14 protein-coding genes are annotated in these 16,974 nt (G+C 45.6%); 3 read left to right on the forward strand and 11 right to left on the reverse strand.

The window, feature by feature from the left end:
• From trpCF to trpA, 3 genes are all read left to right on the forward strand, one after another.
• The gene (gene trpCF / locus Q1A86_RS14185) at positions 1–1,428 is read left to right on the forward strand and encodes a bifunctional indole-3-glycerol-phosphate synthase TrpC/phosphoribosylanthranilate isomerase TrpF (protein ID WP_299807668.1); all 1,428 of its coding nucleotides are present in this window, start codon (positions 1–3) and stop codon (positions 1,426–1,428) included.
• A 93-nt stretch (positions 1,429–1,521) separates the two neighbouring features.
• A complete protein-coding gene (trpB, locus tag Q1A86_RS14190; RefSeq protein ID WP_299807670.1) occupies positions 1,522–2,736 on the forward strand; it encodes a tryptophan synthase subunit beta in 1,215 nt (404 codons plus the stop codon).
• 10 nt (positions 2,737–2,746) lie between these two features.
• Positions 2,747–3,556 (forward strand): tryptophan synthase subunit alpha, encoded by an 810-nt coding sequence (gene trpA, locus Q1A86_RS14195; protein WP_299807673.1) that lies wholly within the window; start codon positions 2,747–2,749, stop codon positions 3,554–3,556.
• Positions 3,557–3,704: 148 nt separating this feature from the next.
• On the opposite strand, the gene Q1A86_RS14200 is transcribed toward trpA, so the two are convergent.
• From Q1A86_RS14200 to Q1A86_RS14250, 11 genes are all read right to left on the reverse strand, one after another.
• A complete protein-coding gene (locus tag Q1A86_RS14200; protein ID WP_299807675.1) occupies positions 3,705–5,510 on the reverse strand; it encodes an aryl-sulfate sulfotransferase in 1,806 nt (601 codons plus the stop codon).
• Positions 5,511–5,919: 409 nt separating this feature from the next.
• Positions 5,920–6,225, reverse strand: a complete 306-nt coding sequence (locus Q1A86_RS14205; protein WP_299807677.1) for a hypothetical protein — start codon at positions 6,223–6,225, stop codon at positions 5,920–5,922.
• Between the two features lie 100 nt (positions 6,226–6,325).
• The gene (locus Q1A86_RS14210) at positions 6,326–9,481 is read right to left on the reverse strand and encodes an NAD(P)-binding protein (protein ID WP_299807679.1); all 3,156 of its coding nucleotides are present in this window, start codon (positions 9,479–9,481) and stop codon (positions 6,326–6,328) included.
• A 221-nt stretch (positions 9,482–9,702) separates the two neighbouring features.
• Positions 9,703–10,458, reverse strand: a complete 756-nt coding sequence (locus Q1A86_RS14215) for a putative porin (RefSeq protein WP_299807681.1) — start codon at positions 10,456–10,458, stop codon at positions 9,703–9,705.
• A gap of 430 nt (positions 10,459–10,888) precedes the next feature.
• Positions 10,889–12,106 carry an NADH:ubiquinone reductase (Na(+)-transporting) subunit F gene (gene nqrF, locus Q1A86_RS14220; RefSeq protein ID WP_299807683.1) on the reverse strand — a complete coding sequence of 406 codons (1,218 nt, stop codon included), beginning with the start codon at positions 12,104–12,106 and terminating at the stop codon, positions 10,889–10,891.
• A gap of 55 nt (positions 12,107–12,161) precedes the next feature.
• Complete coding sequence (gene nqrE, locus Q1A86_RS14225) at positions 12,162–12,770, reverse strand: NADH:ubiquinone reductase (Na(+)-transporting) subunit E (protein ID WP_299807685.1); 609 nt, start codon at positions 12,768–12,770, stop codon at positions 12,162–12,164.
• Between the two features lie 8 nt (positions 12,771–12,778).
• Positions 12,779–13,402, reverse strand: coding sequence for an NADH:ubiquinone reductase (Na(+)-transporting) subunit D (locus tag Q1A86_RS14230; protein WP_299807687.1), 624 nt, complete (start codon positions 13,400–13,402; stop codon positions 12,779–12,781).
• A 3-nt stretch (positions 13,403–13,405) separates the two neighbouring features.
• Positions 13,406–14,185, reverse strand: coding sequence for a Na(+)-translocating NADH-quinone reductase subunit C (locus Q1A86_RS14235; RefSeq protein WP_299807689.1), 780 nt, complete (start codon positions 14,183–14,185; stop codon positions 13,406–13,408).
• The gene (locus Q1A86_RS14240; protein ID WP_299807691.1) at positions 14,185–14,343 is read right to left on the reverse strand and encodes a hypothetical protein; all 159 of its coding nucleotides are present in this window, start codon (positions 14,341–14,343) and stop codon (positions 14,185–14,187) included. The genes Q1A86_RS14235 and Q1A86_RS14240 overlap by 1 nt, the downstream gene beginning before the upstream one ends.
• Positions 14,336–15,547, reverse strand: coding sequence for an NADH:ubiquinone reductase (Na(+)-transporting) subunit B (locus Q1A86_RS14245; RefSeq protein ID WP_299807693.1), 1,212 nt, complete (start codon positions 15,545–15,547; stop codon positions 14,336–14,338). Before Q1A86_RS14245 ends, Q1A86_RS14240 begins: the two co-directional genes overlap by 8 nt.
• Entirely contained in the window at positions 15,547–16,908 is a 1,362-nt protein-coding gene (locus Q1A86_RS14250) for a Na(+)-translocating NADH-quinone reductase subunit A (RefSeq protein ID WP_299807695.1), read from the reverse strand. Before Q1A86_RS14250 ends, Q1A86_RS14245 begins: the two co-directional genes overlap by 1 nt.
• Between the last annotated feature and the right edge of the window lie 66 nt (positions 16,909–16,974).

Below are 16,974 nucleotides of genomic sequence, written 5' to 3' on the forward strand. Positions count from 1 at the left end.
GTGAGCACGGATTTAAGAGAAGCACCCGCAGTAAAAGAAAGCAATGTACTGACGAAGATTGTCGATACTAAGGCGGCGCATATTGCCTCACTCAAGCAGCGTTTTGCTGAAAATGACTTATCGCCAAAAGTGTCTGATAGAAGTCTATTTGATGCCCTTAAAGCGCCAAATGCAGGTTTTATCCTAGAGTGTAAAAAAGCCAGCCCATCGAAAGGCCTAATCCGAGATGTGTTTGATGTCGACGCAATTGCCGATGTCTACAATCACTACGCGGCGGGTATTTCGGTATTAACCGACGAGCAGTTCTTTCAAGGTGATATGGACTATATCCCAAGAGTACGCGCTCGCGTCACTCAGCCCATTTTATGTAAAGACTTTTTCGTTGATGAATACCAAGTCAAGCTGGCCGCTCATCAAGGCGCCGATGCGATATTGTTAATGCTTTCAGTACTCGATGACAATCGCTATCAAGCCTTAGCCACCGAAGCGGCTAAATATCAACTCGATATCTTGACTGAGGTCAGCAATGAAGCCGAGCTAACTCGCGCTATTGCGCTTAATGCCAAGATTATCGGGATTAATAACCGTAATCTGCGCGACCTGTCTACCGAACTTGCGACCACAGAGGAACTTGCGCCGCATATTCCAGCAGACAGAGTGGTGATTAGCGAGTCAGGTATTTATAACCAAGCTCAGGTTCGCCGTTTAGCCCCCTTAGTCGATGGTTTCTTAGTCGGCAGCTCGTTAATGGCAGAAGACGATCTAGACCTTGCCTGCCGCACATTAACCTTTGGCCACAACAAAGTCTGCGGCCTAACCCGCATCGAAGACATGCTGGCAGCCGCAAAAGCAGGCGCAATTTATGGCGGCCTCATCTTTGCGCAAAAATCACCACGTGCGGTAACAGCCGACCAAGCTAAAGAGCTGGTTGAGCAGTTAACGCAGAGCGGCACTAAACTCAACTTAGTTGGTGTGTTTGTCAATGAAGCGGCCGATGTGATTGCCAAACTCGCGGTCGAGTTAAACCTGTTTGCTGTGCAACTGCACGGCAAAGAAACCGCGCTCGAAATTGATGCATTGAAAACAATCTTGGCCACAAACAATAGCCACACTCAGATTTGGAAGGCAGTTGCGGTAGATGTAGAAAATGACAATGAATTAGTCATTCCAGTGGGTATCGACCGGGTGGTTTTTGATAGTAAGTCTGATGGTCAATTTGGCGGCACAGGCCAAAGCTTTGATTGGCAAAAGGCACTTCCCAGTAAAGAGCTCGCACTACTGGCTGGCGGACTCAGCCCAGGTAATGCAGCACAGGCCGCTAGCCAAGGTTTTTATGGCTTAGATTTTAACTCCGGACTTGAGCAAAGCCCTGGCATTAAAGATCCAAGCAAAATTACAGCAGCGTTTAACCTTTTGCGTCAGTACTAAACTGGGCTGAACTAAAGTGAAGTGAACCAAACAAAATTATCGCCATAGGCAAATTGCCTGTGGCCACAAATTGAAAAGAAATAGGACAAGATTATGAGCAAGCTAAACCCATACTTTGGGGAATACGGTGGTATGTACGTACCGCAAATTTTAATGCCAGCGCTTAAGCAACTAGAAACGGCTTTTATCGAAGCCCAAGCAGATGAAAGCTTTCAAAAAGAGTTTACCGAGCTATTAAAGAACTATGCGGGTCGTCCAACCGCATTAACCTTAACGCGCAACTTAAGCCCTAATCCGCTGACTAAGATCTATCTAAAACGTGAAGACTTGCTACACGGCGGCGCTCACAAGACTAACCAAGTATTGGGTCAGGCATTACTGGCTAAACGCATGGGTAAAAAAGAGATCATCGCCGAAACTGGCGCGGGGCAACACGGCGTGGCAACCGCCCTTGCCTGCGCATTACTAGGCCTTAAGTGCAAAGTTTATATGGGCGCCAAAGATGTTGAGCGTCAATCACCAAACGTATTTAGAATGAAGCTAATGGGTGCAGAAGTTATTCCGGTAACGTCAGGGTCAGCCACATTAAAAGATGCCTGTAACGAAGCGATGCGCGACTGGTCTGGTAGCTACGATAAAGCGCACTACCTACTTGGCACGGCAGCTGGCCCACACCCGTTTCCAACGATTGTGCGTGAATTCCAACGTATGATTGGCGAAGAAACTAAGAGCCAAATTCTTGAGCGTGAAGGCCGCTTACCGGATGCGGTTATCGCCTGTGTTGGCGGTGGTTCTAATGCGATTGGTATGTTTGCCGACTTTATTGATGAAGAAGAAGTGGCACTGATTGGGGTTGAGCCTGCGGGTAAAGGTATTGATACCCCAATGCACGGCGCGCCGCTAAAACACGGAAAAACCGGTATTTTCTTCGGTATGAAAGCGCCACTGATGCAAGACAGTGAAGGCCAGATCGAAGAGTCTTACTCGGTATCTGCCGGTCTTGATTTTCCATCGGTTGGGCCGCAGCACGCGCACCTTGCCGCCACTGGCCGCGCGACTTATGAATCTGCGACCGACGATGAAGCACTTGAAGCGTTTCAGTTACTGGCACGCTCTGAGGGTATTATCCCGGCGCTTGAGTCTGCCCATGCGCTTGCTTATGCGGTAAAGCTTGCCAAAGAGGCCACCAAAGAAACCCTATTAGTGGTTAACCTATCAGGCCGCGGCGACAAAGATATCTTCACCGTCGCGGACATCCTTGAAAAACAAGAAGCTGAACAGCAACAAACTAACAATCAGAACAACTAGGAGAGTGGCAATGAGTCAACGTTACCAGGCAGCCTTTGCCGCCCTTAATGAAAAACAGCAAGGCGCATTTGTGCCATTCGTGACCTTAGGCGACCCATCGCCTGAGCTATCACTAAAAATCGTCGACACCTTAGTCGAAAACGGCGCCGATGCCTTAGAGCTAGGCTTTCCATTTTCAGATCCATTAGCCGATGGTCCTGTTATTCAAGGCGCTAATCTACGCGCCTTAGCCGCAGGCACCACACCAAGCCAGTGCTTTGAAATGCTAGCCAGCATTCGAGCAAAATACCCAGACTTACCGATTGGTCTACTCCTGTACGCCAACCTCGTATTCGCTAATGGCGTCGATACCTTCTACGCCAAATGCCAAGCAGCAGGTGTAGACTCGGTATTGATTGCCGACGTACCTGTTGAAGAAGCCGCACCGTTTATCGAATCGGCAAAAGCTCACGGCGTCGCCCCTATCTTTATTGCACCGCCTAACGCCGACAGTGAGACCCTTAAGCAAGTGAGCGACAAAGGTGAAGGTTATACTTACCTATTATCGCGCGCAGGTGTGACCGGTACTGAATCTAAAGCAGGCATGCCAATTAGCGATATTCTAAATCGTCTGAAAGAGTTCAATGGCGCGCCGCCACTACTCGGCTTTGGTATTGCCGAGCCGAGTCAGGTGAAAGCCGCTATCGATGCAGGTGCTGCAGGTGCTATTTCAGGTTCTGCGGTAGTAAAAATCATTGAGGCGAATAAAGACGATGAAGCAGCGCTGTTAAACGCCCTTGCTGAATTTACTCGCAATATGAAAGCGGCCACCGCTCGTTAATCAGTCGTCGAACACGCTCTACTTAAAAAGTTACAGATACAAAAATAGCGCCTGATGGCGCTATTTTTATTTGTGAGCTCGATTCTTTAACCGATTACTTCAGCACTGAATCACTTTAGCATCTCACTCTTATTTCAACATCTCACTCTTATTTCAGCATCTCATTAGCCCGAATAACCTGAGCGCGGTAACCCGTCGCAAACATATCGTGGCTGTCGATATTGATGCGAACAGCAGGCTTAGTTTCGCCATATCTGTGCTCAACTAAGATAGATTGCACCTTACCTGTGGTGTCATCCATCTTTAAGTTGCCGTAGCCGCCACCTAAACCAAACAGGCCAGCAGAGGCAAAATAGCTCATCATGCTGTCTTTATCAGCTTGGTATTTAACAATAGATGTCACTGGCGAGTAGCCTTCATAACCCAGCTCATCTTTACCGTATTCCCACACTTGCTGAACCGTCATGTTTTGCTCATCAATCTTATACTCTACCGAGCGAGAGTACTTTTCATTAGCAAACATAGGCTGACCTAAATCACGGCCATCACCGTTATCAAACACGGTTAAGGTGCCTTTTTCTGGTACGAGATAGGCGGTGTGTGATGTCCAGCTAAAGTCAAAATCTTTGTCCTGACAAGCGCCTTTCTCATTACACCAAATCGGCTCACCGTCAGAGGTGATAGGCTTTAGTAATTTATCTTGGAACTTGTCACTCCAGCCCTTGCTGGCACTTAAAATCCACTTAACTTGCTTGTCACGGCCAATTTTAATCACCGCTGATTGATGGCGTGAGCTAATAATAATGCTGTCGTCGGTTGGATCATATTCAATCGAGTTAACATGGGCCCAGTTACGGCCAGTTGCAACGCCATGAATATCACCATAAGGCGCCTTGGCTAAGTCTTCCTCTGTGGTTTGATGACCCGCATCGTCAAGGTTGATATTTAGACAAACCGCACCGGCATCGAGTGACAACAGCGCAGCGTCACGCATAGGATCTAAGATGGTATTCAAGTCCCAGTAATCCACCAGCTTACCTGTGTTATCTACTTCTATAATCTGATCACGCACAGTATTCACTAAGCGGCCATCTTTGGTGCGGTAATCTTTGGCTGCGGCACGGATAAACACGTTACCGTTGGCGCCTTCGATGCCTTCATGAGAGGCATCGATAAAATTCCCCGGCAGATTGTGCTCAGAGATCATCCGCCCCATGATAGACATCTTCTTCCAGCCTTGGCCCTGTACCCATACCATGTTGCCGTCTTTAGTGACGTTCATGCCCATGGCGTAACCTGCGTTATCGTAAGTTTTGGCGTCATGAGTAGTGTATGGGTTCATGTACCAGCGGATATCACCCGCGGTATCAATAATGAAAAATCCTGGCTTACCGTCCCAAGAAAAGGCGCCCGGTGCATCCGAATTGTTGTGCATTAGCGGAGAGGCCTTACCGTCGGCATTGGTCCAGTTAACAAAGTACAGTCTGTCTTTAAAGTCAGCATCGACATGCTCAACCTCAACAAGTGGTGCTTTCGCCCACTGGCTTTCAGAAAAACCCATGTCGATATCAGGTGTGAGCATTTGATAATCGTGAGACTTTTGCTCACCGTTTTCGGTCCATTTAACGGTAAAGGTGTTCATAAAGGCTGGGTAAAGACCAAAGATGGGCACCCCGCCCTCATCCATCACTCGCATGTCATCAACTTGATAACTCAGACTCACGCCATCTGCATCATTAGCATGGACGGTCACTTCAACGCCTGAAATGGTATGGCCAGCAAGAGTTACCAAGGCCGTAAGTGGCGCATTCTCATAGGGGTTATGAATGATATAACCTAAAGGAGCCCCTTCAACAGGCTTAGGTTTCATGCCGTCGATAGAAGCAAAAACTTGGCTACTACAAAGACTAAGTGATAAGGCTAGTGCCGATAGAATTAACGAGGGTTTAGACATTTAATTGATATTCTCAGCGAGTCAAAAACTGAGGCGGATTATAATCAGCAAAAACAATAAAAACTGCCAGCCAATTAACACTATAGCGAGTATATTTCGAGTTTGGATTAGCGATCACGGTTTGTCACTTTAGTTTGCTTTAGGTGCAACTTTTACAATATTCAAGCATCATCAGCACGCCACGAGTGAATCGCTATCAAAAATCGTTTGTCACAGCTTTTAAAAGCGTGTTAAACCTTGTTGCTCAATATGTTTTAACAGAAAGCGCTTTTATCGTGAAAGCGCCATTACACTATCAGCAAACCTGCAGTTTCTGGTTAAAGGTTCCAGCTTAAACTGCCTGCTCAAAACTTCAGTCTAAATCTAGCTTAACAGCCCCTGTTTATAGTTTGCCGATAGCGAATGGAGGTTACTTTTTAATGTCGATGACCACTGCGTGCTTCTTGAAATACCAAACCGCAATTGGCACTTCTATTACCGCGTACACGATAAAGGTAAACCAGAACCAATTGGCAGTAAACAAAAGTAAACTGAACTCATATCCAGAGCCCCAATACTTAAGCCCGACCAGTATCATCACAAAACTCGAGCTGGCGATATCACACAATGAAATTTTGTTGAAATCATTGCCAGCAAGCTTGGGATAAATTGAAAAATACCCAAGTACGACAACCGCCAGCACTAAGCCGATTATCGATAATTCTGCCATTCCCATCACTCACTCCAAATTGATGTAGTGATACCAGATAGGCCTGCTATCACTACGTTTATAATTACCGCACATGCTTAAGCATGTGCATGGTCGATAACTGTTATTAAAAGTCTTTTTCACCTTTTATGATCTCTGGGTAACCACAAATCGCTTTAGATGTTTGCATGCCCGCCATGGTCGCAGCTTCAACGCATCCTGCGTTAATCCCTGTCTTGATCCAATCACCAGTCACAAACAAGTTATCTATACCTGTGCCGTCAGTGTCGACCCTGTATTGAGTACTGCCCTTCACCGACATCACATAACGCTCAGACGGATCGACATTAGCGCGCCAATATTGGCTATCAAACCTAGCCTTGCCTTGTGCCTCACTGTCATCATGTAGCCAGTGCCATGGAAAATCCGAGCTTGCTTCGCCCTCAGGTGCAGGCACATTATCCCACAATTTATGGATCTCATTCTCTAGCTGAGAAATCGCTCCCTGTTTAGCTGCTAAGGTTTGTTGCCCTTGGAACCCAAACTCGGTTGCTGGCGGATAATTATCGACGGGTAAGGCCGAGCAGAAGTAACTGGCGTTTTTGGGCTGAGCGCCCTGCCAGTCCTCTTTATCGATCAAATGAGTCAAAGACGCCCATGTGTCGAAAGGCTCAGTAAAGCCTGACAATACTGGCTCCTCACCATTGTCTGGGCGAAGAGGCCAGCCTATGCCAGCTAAATCTTGATCCATCCATAATTGATACGCCTGAGTCGCTACGGTTTTAACCTTATCGACACTTTGCGATAGCGCCTGACTTTGTGCCATCACTTCACTGGCAACATGGGGCACAGAGCCTATCGACAAGCCAAAAATTACCTTGTCGAAATCCTGCCCTTTAACTAGGCGCTTCTTTGGCAGTGGCTTATTGAATTTCTGCTGGTAAACATCGTCCCAATTACACCAAAAATGCTCCAGATTAATGTTATTGGCTTGCAGCAATTCGGCTTGCTCAGTGTCAATCTGCTCATAATTAGGCTCACTCGGCCAGCAAGCTAAACCTTTTACATCGACAAAGGGATTATAATCCTGGCACTCAGGCTGTAAGGCGACTTGCTCTGTTATTTCAATCGCTTCAATGCTTGAGTTATTACAAACCAGATTGTCGACTTTATTAAAGAAGTGGAAATTAACCCCACGGCGTTTCAGCACCTCATAGTAAGGCGTAAATACCGTATCGCCCATACCTGCCTGCATTTCCCACATTACCCCGCCTTGATAACAAAAAGCGATGCGCAACATAGAGCGGATAATGGTGCCCGCCTCTAGATTAGGCTTATCAAAGTTGCCTTTCTCGTAAGCAAAAACTAAGTCATAAAAACCACGAACCGGCGCTGAATCGACAGTGAAGGTTTGGTTTGCGCCATGCTTAGTTAACCATTCGCGGTAATCATAGTCATTGATCACATCAAACCCGTGTTTAAAGACATCATCAGCAAACATGCCTTTGAGTATGGTTAAACCAAGATCGGCAGCAATATAAAGTCGTCTTAGCTCGTCGTTGGATTCCAATCTATCGACAAAGCGCTCCTCTAGACGCGCTCTAAAGGCATCTACTGCAGATTCAACAAAGCCACCTTCATCTTCTGTATCATGATGATGCTCTAAACAATCTCGGCCAATCATCTGATTAAAGTGGCACTCTAACTTATCTGCCAGTGAGCTGATGCTTTCTTTAGCATCATCAATTGAATCTTCAATTTTATCGTTAAGATCAGCAAACCACTCTTTACTAAACCAATGCACAGGACGAGCCGACTCTTTGGCGGCACTATCAAGCGTATCAAGCAGGTCATCCATTTCGGTTAGCCAATGACGGATCCAGCTAAATGCAGCTTTCACCACTTTCCAAAGCGTCAAAACTTGAGTGCTGTCTCCCGGCAAACCGCTGCGCTCAGGAAATTGGATTGGCCAACTATCGGAGTCACCGCCGACATCTTCTTGCAGCACAATAAAATTATGCGGTTTAAACGCATCGAGGAATGTGGCTAAAGGCGCACCTTTTGGCCGGTCGAGTTCCTCATAGGCTTGGCGCATCAAGCTAAAGGCATTTTGATAGAACCCGAACCAAATATGCAGTCCATGTTCCTCAATTCGCTGCGACTTTTCAGCATTTCGACCACTGGCACCTTTGCCTCCTATGCGCCAGCCCATTTGATATATGTCGATTTGGTAGCGGTTTTGCCAACCTGGCTGCTCAGTCAAGCACATTGCAGAAGTGATGGCAGCGACGCCGCCGCCCAGTATGGCAATTTTCTCTCTCTTTACTATCGTGTTATCGACCAGCACCTCGCCTTGAGGCACCTCAAAATCAAAGTTCACATGGTAAGGGAGTAATACATTTTGCTCGCCTAATTCAACCCCTAGTGACTCTTTGAAAGGGAAAGAGTCATTATCAAAAATGGTTGCCAACAGATCATTTTCAAGCAAAGACACTGAGTGTACTTTATTGATTTTGGCTGGTGCCGCCGTAATGGCTTGATACACTGCTTTGTCGCCTGCGCTGTCTGGAAGCTGCTTTAAAAAAACCTGATCGATTGCGGGTTTAAATAGCAAGCTATAAAGCTGCTCTTCACCAAGTTTGTCGAGCTCTGGAATAAAATCAGTTTGCTCTTTAAACAGTTGCCATGTCTGAGTCATCGCCTCAATCGTCGATAATTGCTGCTCTTCTTTGGCGTTACAATCCACGCTTAATAGCGGATGCATAGCAAGCTCTGTGTCAGGAGAAAAATGCTTAAAACTTTTAGCCGATAGGCTTAATTTCGTCAGCGGCTGCCCTGCCTCTGGCATCTCATACTCGCACATGTATTTAGGGTAACCGAACAGCTCTCGACCATTGATTAATGCCATGGCGTCATTAACGAAGATGTGCAGCGGATGAAAGTACACATGGCTAATATCATCACTATCACTACTATTTTGCTGCCCTACCATTACCCAGGTAACAATATCCGTTTCCTGGATCCATCCTTTGGCTCTGTCTTGTAGATTTTCAGAATATGCCTTATCAACCCGGGTAAAACTGGTCAGCACATAAGGTGATAGCACCTTGAAATACATAGCGGTTCCAGCGACTTGGTTAAGACAGGTATCGATAGATCTCTGTAAGTTTTCAAGTTTGCCTTTTAAGAAAAAACCATACATATCGGCTTTACTGAGCACTAATGGTGAGTGCATTAACATAGAACCTGGTGGGTAAATAAAATTGGGGTTTTGTGCTTCCATTGCTTACTTCCTGTAATTCCAGAACAAACATACGTTTTACATATGCGGGACATATAATAAGCAATTAAAACATGGATAAAAGATCAACACAGCATGATGAGTTTTTTTCGCTTAAAAATCGTTCAAAGGCGGCTCAAGATTCAAAAGTCTGGGTTAAAAAATTTGCATAAAAAACGCAGCCACAAGGCTGCGTTTTTTATGTTCAATCTTAAAGCGACGACTTAGAATCGGCCTGTCAAGCCTAAACCTAGACCAACACCATCGTAGTCAGAATCAAGCACCTTAGATACATGGAAGTTTGCCGAAATATTGTCAGAGAGCCGCAACCAATAAGCAGTACGCACATCAAACGCATCATCGTTATCACTATTGATGTAACCAGCGCCGACAGACCAAGCATTGTTAATATACCAGTCAGCACCTAGAGTTAGCACATCATCAAACTCGTTGTGCGCCCAGCTAGCATTGAAGTCAATACCTGCTGTAGATTGCAGTGACAAATAGCTACGTGCTCTCAATCCATAAGTTTCAGTAAAATTATCATCACCGTCTTGGTAAAACGCTGATACTGCAGAACTGTCGTTGAAGTAATAACCTACTTCAGCGCCATAAGTATTGAAGTCATAGCTAGCAATATCAAACTTTTGATAATTTGCACCGACAAACCAATTTGAATCGAACACAAAAGTGCCATCAATACCATAGCTGTCACTATCTGCCGGATCGAAGTTTAGGTAGTTTGCGCCAATATTTGATTCTTGAGCTAAAAAGCCATTAAGCGCATAAGGTGTTTTACCTTGCTCTACACTTTTGAAGTAATAACGGTAATTTGCATTCCAAAGACCATCACTCACTTCTTCAGAGTTAGTCTGATAGCTTAAATTAGCTTCGTGTTGATAGTTGTTATCTTGGACTGCAACGGCACTTGCACTTGAAAGTCCTAATAAGATAGCTAAAGCAGTAGTCGATTTTCTCATCAATTTATTCCCTTATATTGTAGTGTGATGCTAAGAGAGAAAATGCGCAGATATAATTCGTGATAAGCATAAAATGCTATATGCGTCCTTGATATAGTTCAGTGATTAACAACGCTAAACACTGCAGCCCTCCTAGCGCAGCAAACAATAATCTAAATGGCAGAAAAATGAAACACTAAAACAGCATGAGACGTCATAAAAACGTCACAAACCCAACAGTCACTAGCACTTTTGACTCAGTCGAAATTGAACTACACACAAACAACTGCATCTTCTTGACCGTATTACAATATTAAAAATGGCAAAAAAAGTGGGTACCATGCTCATAATGTGGTCTTAATAGCAGGTCTTCAGATATAAAAAAACGCAGCTTTATCGCTGCGTTTTTATGGTTCAATTCGGACTTTATGCCTCAAACCATCTAGTAGTACTAGTCACCAAAGTCATCAAGGAGGATGTTTTCTGGCTCAACACCTAGGCTTTCTAGCATAGCGATAACTGACGAGTTCATGATTGGAGGTCCACACATGTAGAACTCACAATCTTCTGGCGCCTTGTGATTTTTAAGATAATTCTCATAAAGCACATTATGGATAAAGCCAGTGTATCCGTCCCAGTTATCTTCTGGTAATGGATCAGACAATGCCACATGCCAGACGAAGTTATCATTTTCAGCCGCTAGCGTATCAAAATCATCTTGATAGAAGACTTCACGGGTTGAACGTGCGCCATACCAGAAGCTCATCTTACGCTTGGTTTTAACACCTTTAAGCTGATTAAAGATATGTGAGCGCATCGGTGCCATACCTGCACCACCGCCAATAAACACCATTTCAGCGTCAGTCTCTTTAACGAAGAACTCACCGAATGGGCCTGAAATAGTGACTTTATCGCCCGCTTTTAGGTTAAAGATGTACGATGACATCTTACCAGGAGCGATATTGTCGCTTGGCGGCGTAGCAATACGCACGTTAAGCATGATGCGACCTTTCTCATCTGGATAGTTCGCCATCGAGTATGCACGCAATACGTCTTCATCAACTTTTGAAACCAGCTTGAATAGGTCGTACTTTTCCCAATCGTCACGATACTCGGCAGGAATATCAAAATCCGCATACTTCACTTCGTGAGCCGGCGCTTCAATCTGAATGTAACCACCAGCCTTAAACAGTACGTCCTCGCCTTCAGGCAATTTAAGCAGCAATTCTTTAATGAAGGTCGCTTGGTTATTGTTAGAAATAACCTCACATTGCCACTTTTTCACACCGAAGATCTCTTCTTCTACTTCCAGTTCCATATCGGTTTTAACCGATACCTGGCAAGCTAAGCGACAACCTTCTTTGGCTTCTTTCTTGTTGATATGGTCACGCTCTGTGGCTAAGATCTCGCCGCCGCCAGATTTCACTTTTACGCGACATTGACCACATGTACCACCGCCACCACAAGCCGATGGGATAAAGATATTCTTGCCCGCTAACGCGCCTAATAACTTATCACCCGCTTGGGTCGAAATACTCTTATCTGGATCGTCGTTAATACGAATATTAACGTCACCCGTAGAAACCAGTTTGCTCTTGGCGAATAAAATCACCATAACCAATATGCTGACCACGAAGGTGAACATACCGATACCAATTGCCATTTCCATCGAATCTACCTTTTGTTTAATTCGTTTTCATTAAGGGGTTAATGCGAAATCGCCCTTAAATAGAAATTCCGGAGAAAGCCATAAAGCCTAATGCCATCAAGCCTGTGGTAATAAACACAATACCTATACCTTGCAAACCTTGAGGAATTGCATGGAACTTCATGCGCTCACGCAGGCCCGCTAGCATCACAATCGCCATTGCCCAACCAAACCCAGAGCCCATGGCAAACACCGTTGACTCGGCTAAGGTGTAATCGCGGTTTGCCATAAAGATAACACCAGCAAAAATCGCGCAGTTCACGGTTAGCAGCGGTAGAAAAATTCCTAACGAGTCATAAAGAGCCGGGATGTACTTATCTAAGAACATCTCCAAGATCTGTACTAACGCTGCGATAACACCGATAAAAGTGATGAGCTGCAGATAACTTAGATCCAGCGCAGGATACCCAGCCCAAGCTAGCGCGCCCGGAGCTAACACATTGGCATAGATCAACTGGTTAAGTGGCACCGCTAATGTCATTACCACAATCACGGCGATACCTAGGCCAAAAGAGGTCGACACCTTTTTCGAAACCGCTAAGAAGGTACACATGCCCATAAAGAATGACAGCGCCATGTTGTCGATAAACGCAGCTTGTATAAACAGATTAATATAGTGTTCCATAAAGCCTCTTAACCTCGCTTGCGTTGAATGACGTTAATTGACCAGATCATCAGGCCAATTAAGAAGAACGCACTCGGTGGTAACTTGAACATTTCGTTCGCTAAGTACCAACCGCCATTTTCCACAGTCTTTAAGATCTCATGGCCAAACAGTGTGCCGCTACCCAATAACTCACGTACAAATGCCACACCAAGTAAGATCACGCCATACCCCATGGCATTACCAACTGCATCCACAACCGCTAAGTGCGGCGGGTTCTTCATGGCAAAGGCTTCTGCACGGCCCATGATGATACAGTTAGTGATGATCAAACCAACGAAGACCGATAGCTGACGCGACAGTTCATACGCCACGTCTTGCAACACCATATCCACCACAATCACCAATGACGCAATCACTGTCATCTGGGCGATAATACGTACACTATTTGGAATGAGTGAACGTATGCTTGAAATAATTAGGTTTGAGAACACCAATACAAAAGTCACAGCTAACGTCATGACCAATGCTGTCTGCATCGAATTACTGACCGCTAACGCTGAGCAGACACCCAAAACTTGCATGGCAACTGGGTTATTGCTGAAAATTGGCCCAATTAACATTTCACGAGTCGAAATAGATTGAGTACTCATCCTTTATACCTCCGACGCTTTTAATTTTTTAAAGAAAGCTTCGAAACCTTCGCTACCAAACCAGAATTGAATCGACCTTTGTACGCCGCGCCCTGTCATGGTTGCACCGCTCACAGCATCAATACCGTGAACATCGCCCTCTTTTGCGCCACCTTTAACGACTTTGAAAGAGACTTTACCCTTCTCGTCAAAGATCTGCTTGTTATGCCATTGGTTTGTCCACTCAGTATCATTAAGGAAGTCACCAATACCTGGCGTTTCACCATGTTCATAAAACACGACGTTTTCAATGGTATTCAAATCTGGTTTTAGTGCCACAAAGCCATAAACCATTGACCACAAACCTTTGCCATAAATCGGCAACACAAGACTGGTTAGCTTGCCATTGTCATCAAAGACTTTAAACACACGCACTTGATTCGCGCGGGTTTTGATCTTGGCTTTGTCTTGCTTCTTCTCAAGCTTCACCGATGTTTCAGGATTGATAGACGCCATACGTGGGTCAAAGTCCATCACATTGGCACCGCTAGTATCAACATCACCAGTATCGAGTGACACCAACAGTGGCTTAACGTCTTTAGCAAACAAGGCTCTGAAGTCTTTATCGCCACTTAGATCGACATCAGCCGCGATTAACACATTACGCATCAACTCATCGCGCTTCTTCACTAACTTGCGCTCTTTAAGGACTTCTGCGGTACCTGTGATCATAAATGAGCACAGTAAACATAGGGTCACGGTAAAAATCATGGTGCCCATAAAAGAATCTTTCTTAAGTGCCATTACGCTTTCTTCTCCGTATTGACCTGACGGCTCGCACACTTTGGCGTTCGATAGATGACGTATTCAAATATCGCTTCCCAAATATTGGCAATTAACATCAATGGCAATGCTGAAAATGAAGCGCTGCCTCTATGCATAGAATTAGCTCTATTATCCATGACGTTTAAGCCTCCGCTTGATGTTTGCCTTGGCGACTAGGTAATCGAAAATCGGTGCCCATAGGTTAGCGAACAAGATGGCAAGCATGATGCCTTCTGGCATTTTCGGGTTAACCACACGAATAAGCACGGTCATAAAGCCAATCAGTAGACCGTAAGCGACTTTACCTTTGCGGGTATATGAGGTGGTTACCGGATCGGTTGCCATAAACATCATACCCAAAGCAAAACCACCGGTGACCAAATGCCATGTCCAAGGCATTGCGAACATATCGTTTTTGCTTGAACCGATAAAGTTGAACATGGTGGCGGTTAAGATCATGCCAAATAGCACGCCAGCAACAATGCGCCAGTCTGCTAAACGAGTCAGAATTAAGAAACCGCCACCAATCAATAAGGCTAAAGTACTGGTTTCACCAATCGCACCCACGGTAAAGCCGAAGAAAGCGTTCCACCAATTAGGGTCGCTAAAGGCGTTAAACCAAGCGTAATCAGCAAAGCTCACTTTGCCCGCAGCGGTTTGCATTAAGGTGGTTGCGCCAGAGAAACCGTCAACCGCGACTAGCTGACTTACCGCTGTCACTTGTGATGGGTAGGCAAAATAGATAAACGCAAGGCCTGCAAGCGCTGGGTTTAAGAAGTTGTAGCCCATGCCACCAAAGACTTCTTTCGCCATGATCACGCCAAAGGTGATACCCATGGCAACTAACCAAAGCGGAGTCGATACTGGCAGAATCAAGGTGAACAATAACGCGGTAACAAAGAAGCCTTCATGAAGCTCCTGACCACGCACCTTAGCAAACACCACTTCCCAAAACAGGCTGACTGCCAGTGCAGTTAGATATATTGGCGCGTAAAAGCTCAGACCATAAGCAAATAAGCCAGCAATACCCGTTTGCTCGCTAAGGCCGCCAAAGACAAAGTTAAAAATGGCTAACTGCCAAACATCAGCCGTTGCAAGGCCAGAAGCCACTGCAATCTGCGCTTGTAGACCAATGTTGTACATACCAAACAAAATGGCAGGCAGTAAACATAAGCCAACAATTGTCATAGTACGTTTTACATCAATCGCATCACGAATGTGCACCTTACCTTGGGTACTGCGACCATGGGCGATAAGCAGTGAGCTTAAATAACCCTTTACCGAGTTACCCGGCGCATAATAATCCTCTTGGATATCAGGCTTTTTATCTTGCTGACTCATTACCCTTCCCTCTCAATAATCTCTAAACAAGCACGTAGTTCTTTACCGAAGTCGTACTTGCCTGGGCACACGAATGTACACAATGCTAAATCTTCTTCATCAAGCTCTAACGCGCCTAGCGCCTGCGCTTCATCTGTGTCACGTACCACTAAGTCCCTGACTAAGAGTGTCGGTAAGACATCCAGTGGCATCACACGATCGAGCTGACCATAAGCCATCATGGCGCGAGCCGAGCCGCCTGTGTGAGTGGTGAAATCAAATAACTGTTTAGCGCCTTTTAGACGAGACGTTACCGCGCGAGTAATGGAGAACTTCTTTGAGCCGCCACGTACCCAAGGCAATAGCTGATGCTTAGCATCTTCTTGTAGTACACTGATTTGATTATGGAAACGACCAAGAAAGTCAAGCGATCCAGTCGCCGTATGACCAGACAATACCGAGCCCGAAACGACGCGAGAAAAGCCTTCTTTTAGCTCACCAGCGATCACTTCAGATAGCTTTGAGCCCGCTTGAATACGCACAAGACGCGGATTAATTACATCTGGGCCAGCCAGTGCGACTACGCGATCGGTATAAATCTCGCCCGTAAGGAATAACTTGCCGTAAGCGATTACGTCTTGATAACCAAGGTGCCACACAGGACGCTCAAGGCTAGCCGGTAAAACAAAATGGATATGAGTTCCAACGAGACCCGCAGGATGCACACCGGCAAAGTAGTGATTGCTAACTTTAGGTAAGTCATGACCAGGTAGTGGCTCACCTTGCTCTTGACAGAGATGTACTTTGCCATCGGTAAGCTGGCTCAATACCTGTAAACCTGCTGCAAATGCTTCTGTCTGCTCAGCAATAACCAGTCTAGGTTCTGCGGCCAATGGGTTGGTGTCCATTGCGCTAACGAAAATGCCGACTGGACTACTGTCTAAATGAGGGACTTTAGAAAAAGGACGAGTACGTAGCGCGGTCCATAAACCACTCTCTACGAGTTTATCTTGCACGGCTTGACGACTTAATGAAGCGATATCTTGGCATGGAGTGAAATGCTTCGCCTCGGCGCCATCACATTCAATAACGATTGATTGGAAAAGTCTGCGTTCACCTCGGTTAATGGCAATAACTTTACCGCTTGCGGGCGCGGTATAAATGACGCCAGGCGTTTTCTTATCTTCAAAAAGCGCTTGGCCCTTTTGAACACACTCTCCCACCTCTACCAGCATAGTTGGTTTTAAGCCAACATATTCCTCTCCGAGCAGAGCTACATGGGACGTTTTAGGTCCATCATGGATCACTTGAGAAGGTTCACCGGCTATGGGCACATCTAAGCCCTTTTTTATCGTTATCACTTGGTTTGAGTAACCTGCCATCACTAAAATCAACCGTTATAATTTTGGATGCCCAATAGTAAATGTTTGTTAACTAATATTCCGAGT

The organism is uncultured Shewanella sp., assembly GCF_947497935.1.
Taxonomy (GTDB): domain Bacteria; phylum Pseudomonadota; class Gammaproteobacteria; order Enterobacterales; family Shewanellaceae; genus Shewanella.